Source organism: Bacillus sp. FSL W8-0770 (genome assembly GCF_038008705.1).
GTDB classification, from domain to species: Bacteria; Bacillota; Bacilli; order Bacillales; family Bacillaceae_G; genus Bacillus_A; species Bacillus_A cereus.
Genome location: NZ_JBBOZR010000001.1, coordinates 4,042,379 through 4,058,905, shown reverse-complemented (window position 1 = coordinate 4,058,905; position 16,527 = coordinate 4,042,379). Strand labels below are relative to the sequence as shown.

Below are 16,527 nucleotides of genomic sequence, written 5' to 3'. Positions count from 1 at the left end.
AATGCGTGTGAATATTACTCTAGCATGTACAGAATGCGGAGATCGTAACTATATCTCAAAGAAAAATAAACGTAACAACGCTGAGCGTATCGAGCTTAAAAAGTATTGCAAGCGTGACAAGAAGTCTACGTTACACCGTGAAACAAAGTAAGCAGTAGGAATATTTTCCTACTGTTTCTTTTTTTTATTCGATTCCTATGTTAAAAGTGATACACTATCAGCATAGAGTAAAGTGTCACTGTAAGGGGGAGAGTGTGTGAAAGCAGAGAAAGTACGTTTGCGTAAACAAATAATAGAACACATGAATTCTTTATCAGAAGAACAGTATACAACTTTATCAGAACAGATTGCATTTTCGTTGTATGCGGAAAAAGAGTGGGTTGAAGCTAAAACAATTGGAATTACTCTTTCAATGGAAAATGAAGTGAATACATATCCTATTATCGAAAAAGCTTGGGAAGAAGGAAAGAAAGTTGTAGTTCCTAAGTGTAATAAAGGAACAAGAACGATGTCTTTCCGGCAAATTAATAATTTTGATCAATTAGAAACGGTGTATATGAATTTACGTGAACCGATTCCCGGGCTTACGGAAGAAGTGAATATGGATGAAATTGATCTTCAAATTGTCCCAGGCGTAGCTTATACAGAACGAGGAGAGCGAATTGGGTACGGCGGTGGCTATTATGATCGTTATCTCGTGCATTATAAAGGGAAAACGCTATCATTAGCGTATGATTTTCAAATGGTAAAACACATTCCGGTAGAGCCATTTGATAAAAATATAGAAAAAATTATTACAGAAAAAGGAACAATGCTTACAAATAAGCTTGTATAGACAAATAAAAATTGACGAGACTTTTTCTTCTTGATTATAATAAAATATGTGAACGTTTTCTTATTATAATTTTTTATAGTAAGTGAGCATAGAGGGTGATGAAATGGTATCTATTTATGATATTCAGCAATTGCTAAAGAAATTTGGTACGATTATTTATACGGGAGATCGAATTGCTGATTTACAATTAATGCAAGATGAATTGCGTGAATTAAATCAATCACAGCTAATCGATCCACAAGACTATCAAACAGCTTTATTTTTATTGAAGCAAGAAATTCAAAAAGAGCTAAATAAGAATTAGATAAAGGTAGGTAAGCAACATGGAAGAGAAATGGTTAGTTGGTGTTGACCTTGGTGGTACAACGATTAAATTAGCATTTATTAATGTATACGGTGAAATTTTACATAAGTGGGAAATCCCTACGAATACAGGTGAGCAAGGAAAACATATTACACTTGATGTTGCGAAAGCAATTGATAAAAAGCTAGAAGAATTAGGCGAATTGAAGAGCAAGTTAATTGGTATTGGTATGGGAGCTCCTGGTCCTGTACATGTGGCGTCTGGAATGATTTATGAAGCGGTTAATTTAGGATGGAAAAACTATCCGCTAAAAGATTTATTAGAAGTAGAAACAGGATTACCTGTTGTTATTGATAATGATGCAAACTTAGCAGCGCTTGGTGAAATGTGGAAAGGTGCTGGTGAAGGTGCAAAAGATTTAATCTGTATGACACTTGGTACGGGCGTTGGTGGTGGTGTAATCGCCAATGGTGAGATTGTACACGGCGTGAGTGGTGCTGCTGGTGAGATTGGACATATTACAGTCGTTACAGAAAATGCTTTCCCATGTAATTGCGGAAAGTCTGGTTGCTTAGAAACAGTAGCATCTGCGACAGGTATTGTACGTGTTGCTATGCAAAAAATACAAGAGACTAATAAAGAGAGCATGTTGCGTTCTATGTTAGCTGAAGAAGGACGTATTACATCAAAAGATGTCTTTGAAGCACTTGGACAAGGTGATGAATTAGCAGGTGAAGTAGTAGAAAAAGTAGCCTCTTATTTAGGATTAGCTGTAGCGAACCTTTCTAGTACATTGAACCCAGAGAAAATTGTTATTGGTGGAGGCGTGTCTAAAGCTGGAGATGCGCTATTAGAACCAATTCAACGCTATTTCGAGCAATATGCTTTCTCACGTGCTGTAAAGAGCACGAAGTTAGCTATTGCAACACTTGGTAATGATGCAGGTGTTATCGGAGGAGCTTGGCTTGTAAAAAAGCACAAATACGAAGCGAAGATGATATAAGTTGTGAAATATGAAAAGAGGAAGGGGGAGCCCTTCCTCTTTTTGTGTGAAATCTCGATGAAGAATAAAGTGTAAACGAATTAAGCTGCTGGTGGATACCCGTTATATAGAACAGTCATGATTGTAAACCATCCGAAAACGAGTACAGTTGCAATTGCAAAGCCGCTCGCGAAAAAGTTTTTTTCACGAAGTGTTCTAAGCGTAGCAAATACAGCTAACAGAGTGACAAGTGTAAAAATAATAACAAGGCCCATACAATATCCTCCTCTGTCTACCCATTTCTTATTATGAGTTTTTGGAATATTTACTCTTTTATATTGTACATGTTTTAAAAATGATTGTCGAGATAGCATCCTTTCTTTTCCTCAGAGAAAGAAATGTTGTATCATTAAAAGTAAGTTTAATAACTGGAGGAGATTTTCATATGAAATGGATACAAATGCCGTTAGGCCCATTACAAACAAATGCTTATATTTTAATGAACGATCAAAAAGAGTGCATTATCTTTGACCCTGGTCATGAAGGTGAAAAGCTCGTTACATATGTACAAGAAGAACAATTAAAACCATTGGCTGTTTTATTAACACATGCTCACTTTGATCATATCGGTGCTGTTGATGCGGTAAGAGACGCTTTTCATATTCCTGTGTACGTACATAAAGAAGAAGCAGATTGGTTAGGAGATGCAACTGTAAACGGCTCTCAAATTTTTATGATGAACCGCAGTATTACAGCAAAACCAGCGGATCATATAATTGATGCAGAAGGTACATTAACAATTGGATCATTTAATTTTGAAATTTTTGAGACACCAGGACATTCTCCAGGAAGTATTTCTTATTATAGTAAAGAGGCGAATGCTGTATTCTCAGGAGATGTATTGTTCCAAATGAGCATTGGAAGAACAGATTTACCTGGTGGAAGTTTCGCTGAATTAATTGGAAGTATTGAAGAGAAATTATTTGTATTACCAGATGAAACAGCGGTTTTATGTGGACATGGTCCAGAAACAAGCATTGGCTTTGAAAAAGAAAATAATCCGTTTTTACAATAAGGAGTCATTATGGGAATGGAGCTCATTTTAAGAGAATGGATGGGGAAAGAAAAGGATTATTCAATTTCATATAGTACGTATATGAACCTTGTATTGTATACAGAAGGTCATGGATATTATATGAAAGAACGTGAAAAGATTGGAAGACAAGGGGATTTTTTTACAAGTAGCAACGTATCCTCTGTGTTTGCAAAAACTTTTGCTAAACTTTTTATTCGTCTTGTTGAAAATGGTGAAGTTGCTCCGAATATTTGTGAAATTGGCGGAGGAACAGGGAAGTTTGCCTATGATGTTTTACAAGAATGGAAGCAAGTATCTCCAAAAACCTTTATTGATTTAAACTATTCAATGATTGAAGTGAGCCCCTTTCATAGAAAATTACAGCAGGAGCACCTTGGCTCATTTTCTAATGTATCGTACTATACCTCCTATAGTGAAATGGGAGATTCTTTCGAGGGAATTCTTTTTTCGAATGAGTTGTTTGATGCATTTCCTGTTGAAATAATTGAGAAAAGAAATGGTATGTTGTATGAAGTACGTATTACATATACAGAGGAAGGAAACCTTTCAGAAGTATGTAGGCCGTTAGATAAAAGAATTGGTCGCTATTTATTAAAATATAATATTCATATTGCTGAAGGGCAACGTTTTGAAGTACCAATTGTGATGGAGGAGTATATAAAAGAAATTGCGAAATGGTTTCAAAAAGGTATATGTATTACAGTTGATTACGGATACACAAAAGAAGAATGGATGCATCCAGCACACCGTGAAGGAAGTTTGCGAGGGTATTATCAGCATAAGCTAATACGTAACCCACTAGCGCATCCAGGTGAAATGGATCTTACTACTCATATTCATTGGGACGAGCTAAAGGAGATGTTTAGTATGCAAGGAATGAGTGCAGTATGGCATAAGAAACAATCTGATTTCTTGTTAGCTGCAGGGATATTAGAACAGCTTACGAGCCATCAAGATATGAATCCTTTTTCTGAAACGCAAAAACAAAATCGAGCCGTTCGTTCTATGATTTTGAATGGAGGAGTAGGGAGTGCATTTGATGTTGTTATACATACAAAAGATATGCAACATTTACATTTGGATCGGTATGTAACAATATAAAAAACAAGACACAGTATATACTGTGTCTTGTTTTTTAATACGACTTATGTAGTATTATATATTTCCTCTCATGATATATATTTATATTAAAGATATGAGATGAAAAATATAGAATACGTTCTTTTTCTTCGATTATTAGTCCCTAACCTAATAATACGCGAACGAGTTGAATGATTGTTTCATTCTCTACTTTGTAATAAATTTCCAATCCTTTTCTTTCACTAGAAACGATTTTAGCGCTTTTTAATTTTGCTAAATGCTGTGAAATTGTAGATTGTGGCATGTTTAAGCCAGTATACATTGTAGAAACGTTGCTTGGACCGCGCTCGATTAATCCTTTTACGATACATAAACGAACAGGATGAGCTAGCACTTTTAATAATTCTGCATTACTTTCATATAGTTCTAATTCTTTTTGAAAGGTTTCTAACATGTTCTTTTCCACCTCCGTGTGAGCTATTATACCATACTATACATACCAAAAATTTAAAGAAAAGAAAATAGTTGTTGCAGAAAAAAAGTCCTAAAGTAAAGAAATTGTAAGAAAAGAGACCCTGATGTAAATAAAATAGGTAAATTAGCATGTTTTTGTAAAATGACATTTTTGGGTGAAAATTTCGATGCGTTTTAAAAATTGAAAGATATAGATATATTTGTAACACAATTTTATCATGATTTTCTTATTCTTTCAAATGAATATACGAAATTTTTAAAATAATATGACAAAGGAATTATAATGATATATATAGAATATAAAACAGGTTAAAAGAAAAGAAGCTGAATCTAATTCGCTTCTTTATGGTGATAATGAAATATTTGCTTACAGCTGATAAATCTTAGGATGATCAAGTCATTAGTCATTTATTCTAAAATTTATCTTTTAGCAACGTTAAAAACCTGTGATTCCATATGTTCTCATAAAAATCAATTGTCTCTTTTGCGGACATAAAAGGATTATTCAACGTAGAGGTTGTTTTCTGTACCATAAAGTTTTCGTATCCTAGTCCGTGGGCAAACTTAATCGTAGCATCCATACAGTACTCTGTTTGGGCGCCACAAAATTCAATGCAATTTACAGATAATTGATCTAAAATTTCTTTTAAGTTTGTTTTATAAAATGAATTTGCATGTGTTTTTCTTACAAAAAATCTTGTTCTTGAACATCTAAATCGGTATGAATAGCCCAAAGTTCTTTCTCGAGTACTAAATCATCATCACAATGTTGAACAAAAAGGATTGGTTTATTTAATTTTCTGTATGAATAAATTCTTTTATTTACTTTTGTTAGTAAGTTCTGTAAATCAAATAAATGCTCCTCGCTATAACATACGCCATTTTGTAAATCGATAACGACTAAAATATCTGAACAAATATCCATTATTTTCACCCCTTTTTATTTCTTAATATATCAATTAATCCATTATTTAGAAATAGATGATATACTTTTATTTTTTTATGGACTATAAGAAAAGAAGAAATTCAAATGAATATAACTAAAACGCAGAAAAAGAAGATATGAAAACCTAATCTCATATCTTCTTTTTCTCTATGCATTTACAGGTTCTTCTACATAAGAAAGGGCATTTTCAAAATCGGATATTAAATCGTTAACATTTTCAAGACCGACTGATAACCGAAGTAATGAATTAGAGATTCCTCTTTCATCACGAGCTTCTTGCGACAGTGCTGCATGTGACATTTTTGCTGGATAAGAAAGAATTGACTCTACAGCTCCTAAACTAACTGCAAAAACAGGTAATTTTACTTTTGATAAAAATTGGCGGAGTGCATCTTCTGACTGCAAAGTAAACGATAAGACCGCTCCAGCTGATGTTGCTTGAGATTGTTGAATATCAAATCCGAGATGTGTTTGTAATCCCGGATAATAGACATTTTGTACTTTAGCGTGCTCTTGTAAATAATGTGCGATTTTATTGGCATTTTTAGCTGAATGCTCGAGGCGTACGTGCAATGTTTTTAGACCGCGAAGTACGAGAGAACAATCTTGAGGTCCTAAAATAGCACCGAATGCATTTTGTAAAAATCCAAGCTTTTGAGCGAGTTCGGCATCTTTTACTACTGCTAATCCGGCAGTAACATCACTATGACCAGCAATAAATTTTGTAGCACTATGAAGAACGACATCAGCTCCAAGTTCAAGTGGTTTTTGGAATAGTGGTGTCAAAAATGTATTATCAACAAAAGTAAGAGCGCCAATAGATTTTGCGAGTTTAGAAACCTCGCGAATATCTGTCACTTTTAAAAGTGGGTTAGAAGGTGTTTCTACATAAAAGAGCTTTGTATTTGGTTTCATGTTTTGTTTTATTTCTTCTAAATTGGTCATATCAACAAATGTATGTGAAACACCGTAACGGGAGAGTACCTCAGTTATCACTCGGTAAGTGCCTCCGTACACATCTTCTGAAATGAGTACGTGATCACCTTGTGAAAGAAGGAGGAATGCAGTGGAAATCGCTGCAATGCCTGATGCAAAGGCGAATCCTTTTGTTCCGCCTTCTAATAAAGCAATGATATCTTCAAGAGCTTCACGAGTTGGATTTCCTGACCTGCTATAGTCATATTTTCCGAACGTATCTACATCAAACTGGTGAAAAGTTGATGTGTTATAAATAGGAACGTTCACAGCGCCTGTTTGCGAGTCATGTTTATATTGGTTGTGTAGTAAGAGTGTATCTATAGAATAGCTCATATTCTTACACCTTCTTTTACGAGTTTAATGGCTTGCTTTAAATCTTGAATTAAATCGTTACTATTTTCAATGCCAACTGAGAATCGAAGAAGACGATTGCATACGCCGTTTGCTGTTCTAATTTCTTCAGGAATATCAGCATGTGTTTGCGTTGCTGGATAAGTCATTAAACTTTCTACACCACCAAGACTTTCGGCAAATGTAATTAAGGATAAAGATTGTAAGAATGGATTAATCCAAGCTTCATCTTTAAGGCGGAATGAAATCATGCCGCCTCTTCCTGGATAAAATACATCTGTCACCCCGTCTTCATCATTTAAATACGCAACAACTGCTTTCGCATTTTCTTCATGTTGTCTCATGCGAAGCGCTAACGTTTTCATACCGCGAATTAATAACCATGAGTCAAATGGGCTTAAAACTGCACCTGATGCATTATGATAATGAGCGATTTCCTCGCAAAGTTCCTTTCCTTTTGCAACGACAAGCCCGCTTAGTACATCGTTATGTCCCCCTAAATATTTCGTTGCGCTATGAAGTACAATGTCAGCACCTTCTGTTAATGGTTGCTGTATATAAGGTGTGTAGAATGTGTTGTCTACAATAAGAAGTAGTCCGTGCCTTTTCGCTACAGTTGCGACAGCAGCAATATCGGTAACTTGCATTAATGGATTAGTTGGAGTTTCTATGAAAATAGCCTTCGTTTCAGTTGTGATAGCTTGCTCAATTTGTTTAATAGACTGTGTATTTACGTATCTACATCGAACATTCCACTTTTTTTCATGCTCAGAAAATAATCGATACGTTCCCCCGTATAAATCTTCAGATACAATAAGTTCGTCTCCAGAGCGGAATAGAGAAAGGACGAGGAGAACAGCCGCCATCCCTGAACTACAGGCATAACCTTGTTCGCCATATTCTAAGTCTGCGATCGCCTGTTCTAAAAGACCGCGAGTTGGATTGCCAGTTCGTGAATAGTCAAAGCCAGTAGATTTACCAATTCCTTCGTGGCGATAAGCAGTTGAGAAATAAACTGGTGGATTAACCGTTCCAGTTGTAGTTTCACTACGATTTCCGATTTGTGCTAGTTTTGTTTCGATTGTTGACATGTGAAAATTCCTCCTTTTTAAATTGAAACATTAAGTGAATATAAAATAAAAAAAGCCTTCTAAGAAGAAGGCTTTCGGTTTGAATAGAGTCTTCTTCTCATCTGTCAAATCTTTCACAATTTGCTGGAATTAGCACCTTATTAACAAAATGTTAATGGTTGCTGAGGCGTCACAGGGCCAGTCCCTCTACCTCTCTAGATAAGAATGTTCGTATGAAATTTTTATTATGTTTTTAACTTTACAATAAAAGATAATTGAATTGCAACTTTATTTTAAATAATTTTTATTTTTCCGCAAGTGTCATTGACTTTTACTTTTGTGCATGCTAAATTTATTAAAAAATTAACAAACATTGTTAAAAGGGGAACGCATTTCCTTTTAGCTACATAAATAAAATAATAAAGACAACTCTTATTGAGAGCGGTGGAGGGAAAGGCCCTGTGAAACCCGGCAACCTTCAAACGAAATGTTTGAAACGGTGCTAATACCTGCAAAACGAATGTTTTGCATAATAAGAGGAGGAACAATTATGTCCCCCTCTTCAAAGTGAAGAGGGGGTTTTTATATTGATAGAAATGAGGGAGATTCGTGAAATTACTAGATTTATTATCAAAAGGAATTGTAATAGGTGATGGTGCGGTTGGAACGTTATTGCATTCACATGGTTTGCAAAGTAGCTTTGAAGAATTGAACGTATCTGATCCAGATCTAATTATATCCATTCATAAACAATATGTAGCTGCTGGAGCAGATGTAATTCAAACGAATACGTATGGAGCAAATGAGGCGAAATTACGTATGTATGGTTTAGAAAATCAAGTTACAAAAATTAATAGAGCGGCAGTGAAATTGGCGAAAGCATCTGTGACAGATAAAAATGCAATTTTAGGAACAATTGGTGGTATGAAACATATCGGAGCTGTTACAACGACTGATATGGAAAGGGAGTTTATGTTACTTGAACAGGCGGGGGCTTTACTAGAAGAACAGGTTGATGGATTACTATTAGAAACTTTTTATGATGAATTTGAATTACTTCATGCTGTTAAAGTGTTGCGTAAGCAAACGAATATTCCGATTGTTGCGCAATTAGCGTTACATGAAGCAGGTACGACTCAAAATGGAAATGATGTCAATGAAATATTAAAGCAGTTTATAGATTACGGTGCAAATGTTGTTGGATTGAATTGTCAACTGGGGCCGCTTCATATGACGGAAGCTTTCAAAATGATATCGATTCCGCAAAATGGCTATTTATCAGCATACCCAAATGCAGGTCTCCCGAATTATGTAGAGGGACGTTACGTATATGAGGGAAGCCCAGCTTATTTTGAAGCGATGACACCGAAATTTATTGAGCAAGGTATTCGGTTATTGGGTGGCTGTTGTGGTACGACTCCAGAACATATTCAAAGTATGAAGCGCGCTGTTGCGAATATTACCCCTGTAATAGAAAAAGAAACGATTCAAAGGCCAAAAGTCGTTCATACGCATGAGAAACGTTCGAAGGCTCACGTCACTCTAGCAGAGAAAGCAAAAAAACAAACGACAGTTGTAGTGGAATTAGATCCACCGAAAACGTTAGATACACAGCGTTTTTTTGAAGGAGCAAGAGCGTTAAAAAGAGCGGGAGCAGATGCTATTACTCTAGCAGATAATTCATTAGCATCGCCTCGTGTCTCTAATATGGCGATGGGTGCGTTATTAACGAAGCATGATATCCCAGTATTGACGCATTTAACGTGTAGAGATCATAACGTCATTGGACTACAATCTCATTTGTTAGGTTTATCGGCGTTAGGGATGGAAGAAGTGTTAGCTTTAACTGGTGATCCAGCGCGCGTTGGTGATTTTCCCGGTGCCACTTCTGTATATGATTTATCCTCTATTGAGCTTATTAAAATGATTAAAGAAATGAACGATGGACGTTCAATTTTAGGGAAATCAATTGGACCGGCGACAAGGTTTTCTGTAGGCGGCGCATTTAATCCTCACGTGAGGCACTTAAAAGCGGCGGTTAAGCGAATGGAACGAAAAATAGATGCTGGAGCGGAGTATTTTTTAACTCAGCCAATTTACGATATCAAGTTAATTGAAGAAGTGTATGAAGCGACAAAGCATTTGGAACAACCTATTTTTATTGGAATTATGCCGTTAGTAAGTAAGCGGAATGCAGATTTTCTTCATTTTGAGGTGCCGGGTATTACTCTTCCTGAAGAAATAAGAGAGAGAATGGATGGACATGAAACGAAAGAGGCAGCAATTGAGGAAGGGATTCGCATTTCACAAGAATTGGTCGACGCAGCGATGAAATATTTTAATGGTATTTATCTTATTACACCATTTTTAAAGTATGAAATTACAGAACATCTTGTTAAATATGTAAGAGAAAAGCAAGAAGTGAAAGAAGGTATTAATTGATGAAGTGTATAGAAGAAAAATTGAAAAATAGCATTTTAATATTAGATGGTGCAATGGGGACAATGATTCAGCAAGAGGATTTAACTGCTGAAGATTTCGGAGGAGAGGAGTACGAGGGCTGTAATGAATATTTAGTGGACACAAGACCAGACGTTATTTTAAAGATTCATAAAGCTTATATTGAAGCTGGAGCGGATATTATTGAAACAAATACATTTGGGGCAACGAATATTGTACTAAGTGATTATAAGCTATCTCATTTAGATGAAGAACTAAATGAAAAGGCAGCACTTTTGGCGAAGCAAGCTGTTAAAGAAAGCGGGAAGGAAGTATATGTTGCGGGAGCGATGGGACCAACAACGAAAGCAATTAGTGTTACAGGCGGTGTGACTTTTGAAGAATTAATTGAGGCTTATACAAGGCAGGCACGAGGATTATTAAAAGGAGCAGTTGATGTATTACTCGTTGAGACGAGTCAAGATATGCGTAACGTGAAAGCAGCTTATATTGGAATTCAAGCTGCTTTTGAAGAACTGAAAAAAACGGTTCCTATTATGATTTCAGGTACGATTGAGCCAATGGGAACGACTCTGGCTGGGCAAACAATTGAAGCTTTTTATTTATCAGTAGAACATATGAAACCATTATCTGTTGGGTTAAACTGTGCGACTGGTCCGGAGTTTATGAGGGACCATATTCGTTCACTATCTGATTTATCGGAGTGTTACATTTCTTGTTATCCAAATGCAGGTCTTCCTGATGAAGATGGACATTACCATGAATCTCCATCTTCTCTTGCTGAAAAGGTGAAGCGATTTGCTGAAGAAGGATGGGTTAATATTATTGGTGGTTGTTGTGGCACGACACCAGAACATATAAAAGCAATGAAATCCGTGCTAGCATCTCTTAAGCCTCGTGACCATCATGAGAGAGAAGGACATGGAATTAGTGGATTAGAAGCACTGCAATATGATGAGTCTATGAGACCGTTATTTGTAGGTGAAAGAACGAATGTTATTGGGTCACGTAAATTTAAACGATTAGTAGCAGAAGGGAAATTTGAAGAGGCTGCTGAAGTGGCAAGAGCGCAAGTGAAGAAAAATGCTCATATTATTGATATTTGTATGGCAGATCCTGATCGCGATGAAATAGAAGATATGGAAAACTTCTTAGCAGAAGTTACGAAAGTTTTAAAAGTACCGATTATGATTGATTCAACAGATGAAAATGTGATGGAGCGAGCTCTTACTTATATTCAAGGAAAAGCTGTTATTAATTCAATTAATTTAGAAGATGGAGAAGAACGATTTAAAAAAGTGACACCGCTTCTTCAGAAGTATGGTGCTGCTATAGTTGTAGGAACAATTGATGAAGACGGTATGGCGGTTAGTGCGGAGCGAAAGATAGAAATTGCGAAAAGAAGCTATGAATTACTTACAAAGAAGTATGGGATACGCCCGTCAGATATTATTTTTGATGCACTTGTGTTTCCGGTAGGGACAGGTGATGAAGAATATATTGGTTCAGCAGCAGCGACTATAGAAGGAATTCGCCTTATTAAAGAAGCGTTACCAGAGTGTTTAACGATTTTAGGGGTAAGTAACATATCATTTGGTTTACCACCGGCTGGACGTGAAGTATTAAATTCAGTCTTTTTATATCATGCTACGAAAGCAGGGTTAGATTACGCGATTGTGAATACGGAAAAATTAGAACGCTATGCGTCGATTCCAGAGGAAGAAAAACGCCTTGCAGATGCACTACTGTTTGAAACGACGAAAGAGACGTTAGAAGAATTTACAAACTTTTACCGAGTTGCTAAAAAGAAAGATATCGTTGTGCAAGAAACGTTAACGCTTGATGAAAGACTAGCAAATTATATTGTAGAAGGTACGAAACAAGGATTACACGAGGATTTAAGTCTTGCGCTTGAAGAAGGAAGAAAACCTCTTGATATTATTAACGGTCCGCTTATGACAGGGATGGATGAGGTAGGACGACTATTTAATAATAATGAACTTATTGTTGCTGAAGTATTGCAAAGTGCTGAAAGTATGAAAGCTGCTGTAAGCTATTTAGAGCCACATATGGAATCTAGTGATAGTGCGAAAAAAGGGAAAGTATTATTAGCAACTGTAAAAGGTGACGTGCATGATATTGGGAAAAATCTCGTTGAAATTATTTTAGCAAATAACGGATATGAGATTATTAATTTAGGAATTAATGTACGTTCGGATCGAATTGTTCAAGAAGTACAAGAAAAGAAGCCGGATATTATAGGCCTTTCCGGTTTATTAGTAAAATCAGCGCAACAAATGGTAACGACTGCTGAAGATTTAAAAGCAGCAAATATTGATGTTCCCATTGTTGTAGGTGGTGCAGCGTTAACGAGAAAGTTTACAGATAATCGGATTTCACCATCATATAAAGGGCTCGTTTGTTATGCGAGTGATGCGATGACGGGGCTCGATATTATTAATAAGCTTCAAAAAGAAGAAGAGCGTGAGAAGATGAAACAGGATAAAAAAGAACGTCATCTTCATATCGTAAAAAAAGAGGAGAAGAAAGTAGAAATTCCAGCAGTAATTGAGCCATTACCGAAGGCTGAAGTTATCGTGCCTGATTCAACAAAACGAATTGTATTACGCGATATTCCGGCCTTTCATCTCGCTCCATTTTTAAATAGACAAATGCTACTTGGGCATCACCTTGGATTAAAAGGAAATGTGAAGAAGCTTTTGAAAGAGGGAGATAAGAGAGCACATGAATTAAATGATTTAATAGATGAATTATTGCAGGAAGGACAATCTTGGTTAAAGCCGAAAGCAGTGTATCAATTTTTCCCAGCGCAAAGCGACGGACAAAACATTGTAATATATGATCCAGAAGATCATACGCGTGTTATAGAGCGTTTCACATTCCCTAGACAAGGAAAGGCTCCCTATCGTACTTTAGGTGATTATTTGCGCCCAATAGGAGATGAGATGGACTATGTTGCTTTCTTATCTGTTACGGTTGGGGAAGGAGTTCGGGACATTGCTGAAGAGTGGAAGGCGAAAGGTGATTACTTACGTAGTCATGCCATTCAATCGTTAGCGCTTGAATTAGCGGAAGGACTTGCTGAAAAAACACATATGCTCATTCGTGACCGCTGGGGCATTCCGGACTCACCTGAACTGACGATGGAAGAACGTTTCCGTACGAAATATAGAGGAATACGAGTGTCATTTGGTTATCCGGCGTGTCCAGAACTTGCAGATCAAGAAAAGCTATTTCGCTTAATTCATCCAGGGGAAATAGGTATTTCATTAACAGAAGGATTCATGATGGAGCCAGAAGCGTCCGTAACGGCTATGGTATTTTCTCACCCTGAGGCAAGATATTTTAGTGTATTATAGTCTAGAAGGGGGAGACGTATGAAGAAAATAGTCTTTACAGGTGGCGGTTCGGCAGGACATGTAACACCTAATTTAGCCATTATCCCATATTTACAGGAAGACAACTGGGATATCTCTTATATTGGTTCTCATCAAGGTATTGAGAAAACGATTATAGAAAAGGAAGGCATTCCCTACTATAGTATTTCGAGTGGAAAGCTACGTCGTTATTTTGATTTGAAAAATATAAAAGATCCTTTTCTTGTAATGAAGGGTGTTATGGATGCGTATGTAAGGATTCGAAAACTAAAACCAGATGTAATTTTTTCAAAAGGCGGTTTCGTATCTGTACCAGTCGTAATTGGAGGATGGCTAAATAGAGTACCAGTTTTATTACATGAATCTGATATGACACCAGGACTAGCAAATAAAATTGCGCTTCGTTTTGCTTCGAAAATATTTGTTACATTTGAAGAAGCAGCGAAACATTTACCGAAAGAAAAAGTAATATATACGGGATCTCCTGTACGTGAAGAAGTGCTGAAGGGAAATCGTGAAAAAGGTTTAGCGTTTTTAGGTTTTTCACGTAAAAAGCCAGTTATTACGATTATGGGAGGCAGCTTGGGCGCGAAAAAAATTAATGATACGGCTCGAGAAGCATTACCAGAACTTCTTAAAAAATATCAAATTGTTCACCTTTGCGGAAAAGGTAACCTTGATGAAAGTTTACAAAATAAAGAAGGATATAGACAATTTGAATATGTACATGGAGAACTGCCAGATATATTAGCGGTAACAGATTTTGTTATTTCACGCGCGGGCTCCAACGCAATTTTTGAATTTTTAACATTACAAAAGCCGATGGTTTTAATTCCATTATCGAAATTTGCAAGCCGTGGAGATCAAATATTAAATGCAGAGTCCTTTGAAAGGCAAGGGTATGCCTCCGTATTATATGAAGAAGATGTAACTGTAAAATCTCTTATAAAGTATGTCGAAGAATTGAATCAAAATAATGAGAAGTATAAAACAGCACTAAAAAAATATAATGGAAAAGAAGCAATTAAAACAATCATTCAAAATATTTCAGAGGCATGATGAAACAATCATGCCTCTTTTAGTAGGGTGAAAGATTCCAAGAATTGATATTTTTATGTTACAATAAAGTGAAACTTTAATCAGTTGGGTTCATCCCACATCTAACTTCTTTACTGTTACTAAATTTTGAGGAGGTAGTCTTACTGCCCTCAAATAGCGGGATAACAAATGGGTTAATAGGGAAATTCCAATTAATGAGGCGTGAAAATACGAATGGATTAGGAGTGACTGTGTTGGAGCTAAGTCTCTATGAAAATACTGCACTTATTATATGCTTTGTGTTGTACGTTGGTAGTGTTATTGTTTATATTTCAAGGAAATTTTCGCAAGAAAGAGAGCTTGAAAAGTCAGAGATAACAGCTGAACTAGAAATGTTAGCTGATGAAAGTTATAAAAAACAAAAAATAAAAGAAGACCATGAAGCATCCCATCATTTAAACGCAAATAAGTTTTAAAGATGGGGATTTTTTTTGAAGTTGTTCTTTATTATAGCTATAACAAATAACGCTAAAAAGGAGTTTCCCCATACATAATGAAGGAGTGTATATAAATGAATTTTTATATCGCCTCAGGTTTCCAAAATAAACATCTTGTACATTCCGTAGCAAATGAACTGAAACATGCAGGATGGCACCATACATATGATTGGACCAAAAACGAAAGAGCAGCGAATGAAGAACAATTAAGAGAAATTGGTCAGGCAGAACGAAATGCTGTAAAAGAAGCGGATGTATTTTTACTTATATTAGATGGTGGAAACGGGAGCCATACAGAGTTTGGAATGGCGATTGCACTAGAGAAAACGATATATGTATATCATGCAGGAAACCCGCTCCAAACAACGTTCTATCACTTGCCAGAAATAAATATTTTTGAAGGAGATGTAGCTGAGTTTGCATCTTTTGTTATGAATCATGTGAAATAATAGTAACTACCTAAAAGGTTATAAAAGTGATCTTTTGGGTACAGTGATGATAAGAAACGTATATAAAGGAGTACATAATATGAAATTAGAAAATGGATGGGAAACGAGCTTTTTAGAAGTCGTACAAAATAGTGAATTTAAGAAAGAGGCACTTCTTAGTCAATTGCTTTGTCAGGATAGTGAAGAAGTAGAAGAGCTTGTGGATGATTACGGCTACGAAGAACTTGTTGAACGTGAACATGATGATGAGTTAGCTGAAATCTTAGGAGAAGAACTTTTTAGTGAGATGGAACGCCAAGTATTCTTATCTTCAAATCCAGAAGAAAAACTTATTTCATTCGTCAATGGATTAGGTTTTCATGTGCTAGATTGGATCGTTCTTCTTGAAACAGAATTTGGCATTGATAGTGCAAACTTTACATCAGATGCTGTGAAGGTGTTAGAAAAGCGTTTCAGACAGTTTCCATACATAGAGGACAAGACAATTTTTGATATGACATTTGGAGAATCGATGGATGTATTAGAATCTGTTACAGGATTACAACTAAAGGAAAAGATGAACGTATAAT

16 protein-coding genes, 1 pseudogene and 2 riboswitches are annotated in these 16,527 nt (G+C 36.1%); of the genes and pseudogenes, 12 read left to right on the top strand and 5 right to left on the bottom strand.

Going from position 1 to position 16,527, the window contains the following annotated elements:
* The first annotated feature begins 1 nt into the window (after position 1).
* The 4 genes from rpmG (at position 2) to glcK (ending at position 2,142) form a co-directional block, all read left to right on the top strand.
* Positions 2 to 151 (top strand): 50S ribosomal protein L33, encoded by a 150-nt coding sequence (rpmG, locus tag NST27_RS20895; protein WP_001265616.1) that lies wholly within the window; start codon positions 2 to 4, stop codon positions 149 to 151.
* 105 nt (positions 152 to 256) lie between these two features.
* Entirely contained in the window at positions 257 to 835 is a 579-nt protein-coding gene (locus NST27_RS20890) for a 5-formyltetrahydrofolate cyclo-ligase (RefSeq protein WP_000642746.1), read from the top strand.
* A gap of 103 nt (positions 836 to 938) precedes the next feature.
* A complete protein-coding gene (locus NST27_RS20885; protein WP_000253699.1) occupies positions 939 to 1,139 on the top strand; it encodes a YqgQ family protein in 201 nt (66 codons plus the stop codon).
* Positions 1,140 to 1,158: 19 nt separating this feature from the next.
* Positions 1,159 to 2,142 (top strand): glucokinase, encoded by a 984-nt coding sequence (glcK, locus tag NST27_RS20880; RefSeq protein ID WP_000391701.1) that lies wholly within the window; start codon positions 1,159 to 1,161, stop codon positions 2,140 to 2,142.
* Positions 2,143 to 2,222: 80 nt separating this feature from the next.
* Here glcK and NST27_RS20875 read toward each other — a convergent pair whose 3' ends face one another.
* The gene (locus NST27_RS20875) at positions 2,223 to 2,396 is read right to left on the bottom strand and encodes a DUF2759 domain-containing protein (protein WP_000524852.1); all 174 of its coding nucleotides are present in this window, start codon (positions 2,394 to 2,396) and stop codon (positions 2,223 to 2,225) included.
* Positions 2,397 to 2,566: 170 nt separating this feature from the next.
* Here NST27_RS20875 and NST27_RS20870 point away from each other — a divergent pair, with 170 nt between their 5' ends.
* Positions 2,567 to 3,196: an MBL fold metallo-hydrolase gene (locus tag NST27_RS20870; protein WP_000871237.1), complete on the top strand. Its 630-nt coding sequence runs from the start codon at positions 2,567 to 2,569 to the stop codon at positions 3,194 to 3,196.
* 9 nt (positions 3,197 to 3,205) lie between these two features.
* Complete coding sequence (locus tag NST27_RS20865) at positions 3,206 to 4,318, top strand: class I SAM-dependent methyltransferase (RefSeq protein WP_000525143.1); 1,113 nt, start codon at positions 3,206 to 3,208, stop codon at positions 4,316 to 4,318.
* A 142-nt stretch (positions 4,319 to 4,460) separates the two neighbouring features.
* On the opposite strand, the gene NST27_RS20860 is transcribed toward NST27_RS20865, so the two are convergent.
* The 4 genes and pseudogenes from NST27_RS20860 to metI all read right to left on the bottom strand — a co-directional run bounded on the left by NST27_RS20860 (position 4,461) and on the right by metI (position 8,137).
* Positions 4,461 to 4,751 carry an ArsR/SmtB family transcription factor gene (locus tag NST27_RS20860; RefSeq protein WP_000894377.1) on the bottom strand — a complete coding sequence of 97 codons (291 nt, stop codon included), beginning with the start codon at positions 4,749 to 4,751 and terminating at the stop codon, positions 4,461 to 4,463.
* A 433-nt stretch (positions 4,752 to 5,184) separates the two neighbouring features.
* Positions 5,185 to 5,696 (bottom strand): annotated as a pseudogene (locus NST27_RS20855) (cysteine hydrolase family protein).
* Positions 5,697 to 5,864: 168 nt separating this feature from the next.
* A complete protein-coding gene (gene metC, locus NST27_RS20850) occupies positions 5,865 to 7,028 on the bottom strand; it encodes a cystathionine beta-lyase (RefSeq protein ID WP_000122301.1) in 1,164 nt (387 codons plus the stop codon).
* Positions 7,025 to 8,137 (bottom strand): cystathionine gamma-synthase/O-acetylhomoserine thiolyase, encoded by a 1,113-nt coding sequence (metI, locus tag NST27_RS20845; protein WP_000103889.1) that lies wholly within the window; start codon positions 8,135 to 8,137, stop codon positions 7,025 to 7,027. The genes metC and metI overlap by 4 nt, the downstream gene beginning before the upstream one ends.
* 94 nt (positions 8,138 to 8,231) lie before the next feature.
* Positions 8,232 to 8,342: riboswitch (SAM riboswitch) on the bottom strand.
* A gap of 203 nt (positions 8,343 to 8,545) precedes the next feature.
* Positions 8,546 to 8,655: riboswitch (SAM riboswitch) on the top strand.
* Between the two features lie 70 nt (positions 8,656 to 8,725).
* Between metI and NST27_RS20840 the strand changes: the two genes are divergently transcribed.
* From NST27_RS20840 to NST27_RS20815, 6 genes are all read left to right on the top strand, one after another.
* Complete coding sequence (locus tag NST27_RS20840) at positions 8,726 to 10,558, top strand: bifunctional homocysteine S-methyltransferase/methylenetetrahydrofolate reductase (RefSeq protein ID WP_000770360.1); 1,833 nt, start codon at positions 8,726 to 8,728, stop codon at positions 10,556 to 10,558.
* Entirely contained in the window at positions 10,558 to 13,956 is a 3,399-nt protein-coding gene (metH, locus tag NST27_RS20835; RefSeq protein WP_061661720.1) for a methionine synthase, read from the top strand. The genes NST27_RS20840 and metH overlap by 1 nt, the downstream gene beginning before the upstream one ends.
* Positions 13,957 to 13,974: 18 nt before the next feature.
* Positions 13,975 to 15,033: an undecaprenyldiphospho-muramoylpentapeptide beta-N-acetylglucosaminyltransferase gene (gene murG / locus NST27_RS20830; RefSeq protein ID WP_000724777.1), complete on the top strand. Its 1,059-nt coding sequence runs from the start codon at positions 13,975 to 13,977 to the stop codon at positions 15,031 to 15,033.
* A 194-nt stretch (positions 15,034 to 15,227) separates the two neighbouring features.
* The gene (locus NST27_RS20825) at positions 15,228 to 15,488 is read left to right on the top strand and encodes a DUF3966 domain-containing protein (RefSeq protein ID WP_001250699.1); all 261 of its coding nucleotides are present in this window, start codon (positions 15,228 to 15,230) and stop codon (positions 15,486 to 15,488) included.
* Positions 15,489 to 15,583: 95 nt separating this feature from the next.
* Positions 15,584 to 15,958, top strand: coding sequence for a nucleoside 2-deoxyribosyltransferase (locus tag NST27_RS20820; RefSeq protein WP_001012333.1), 375 nt, complete (start codon positions 15,584 to 15,586; stop codon positions 15,956 to 15,958).
* Positions 15,959 to 16,037: 79 nt separating this feature from the next.
* Positions 16,038 to 16,526 (top strand): hypothetical protein, encoded by a 489-nt coding sequence (locus tag NST27_RS20815; protein WP_000764267.1) that lies wholly within the window; start codon positions 16,038 to 16,040, stop codon positions 16,524 to 16,526.
* The last annotated feature ends 1 nt before the right edge of the window (position 16,527 follow it).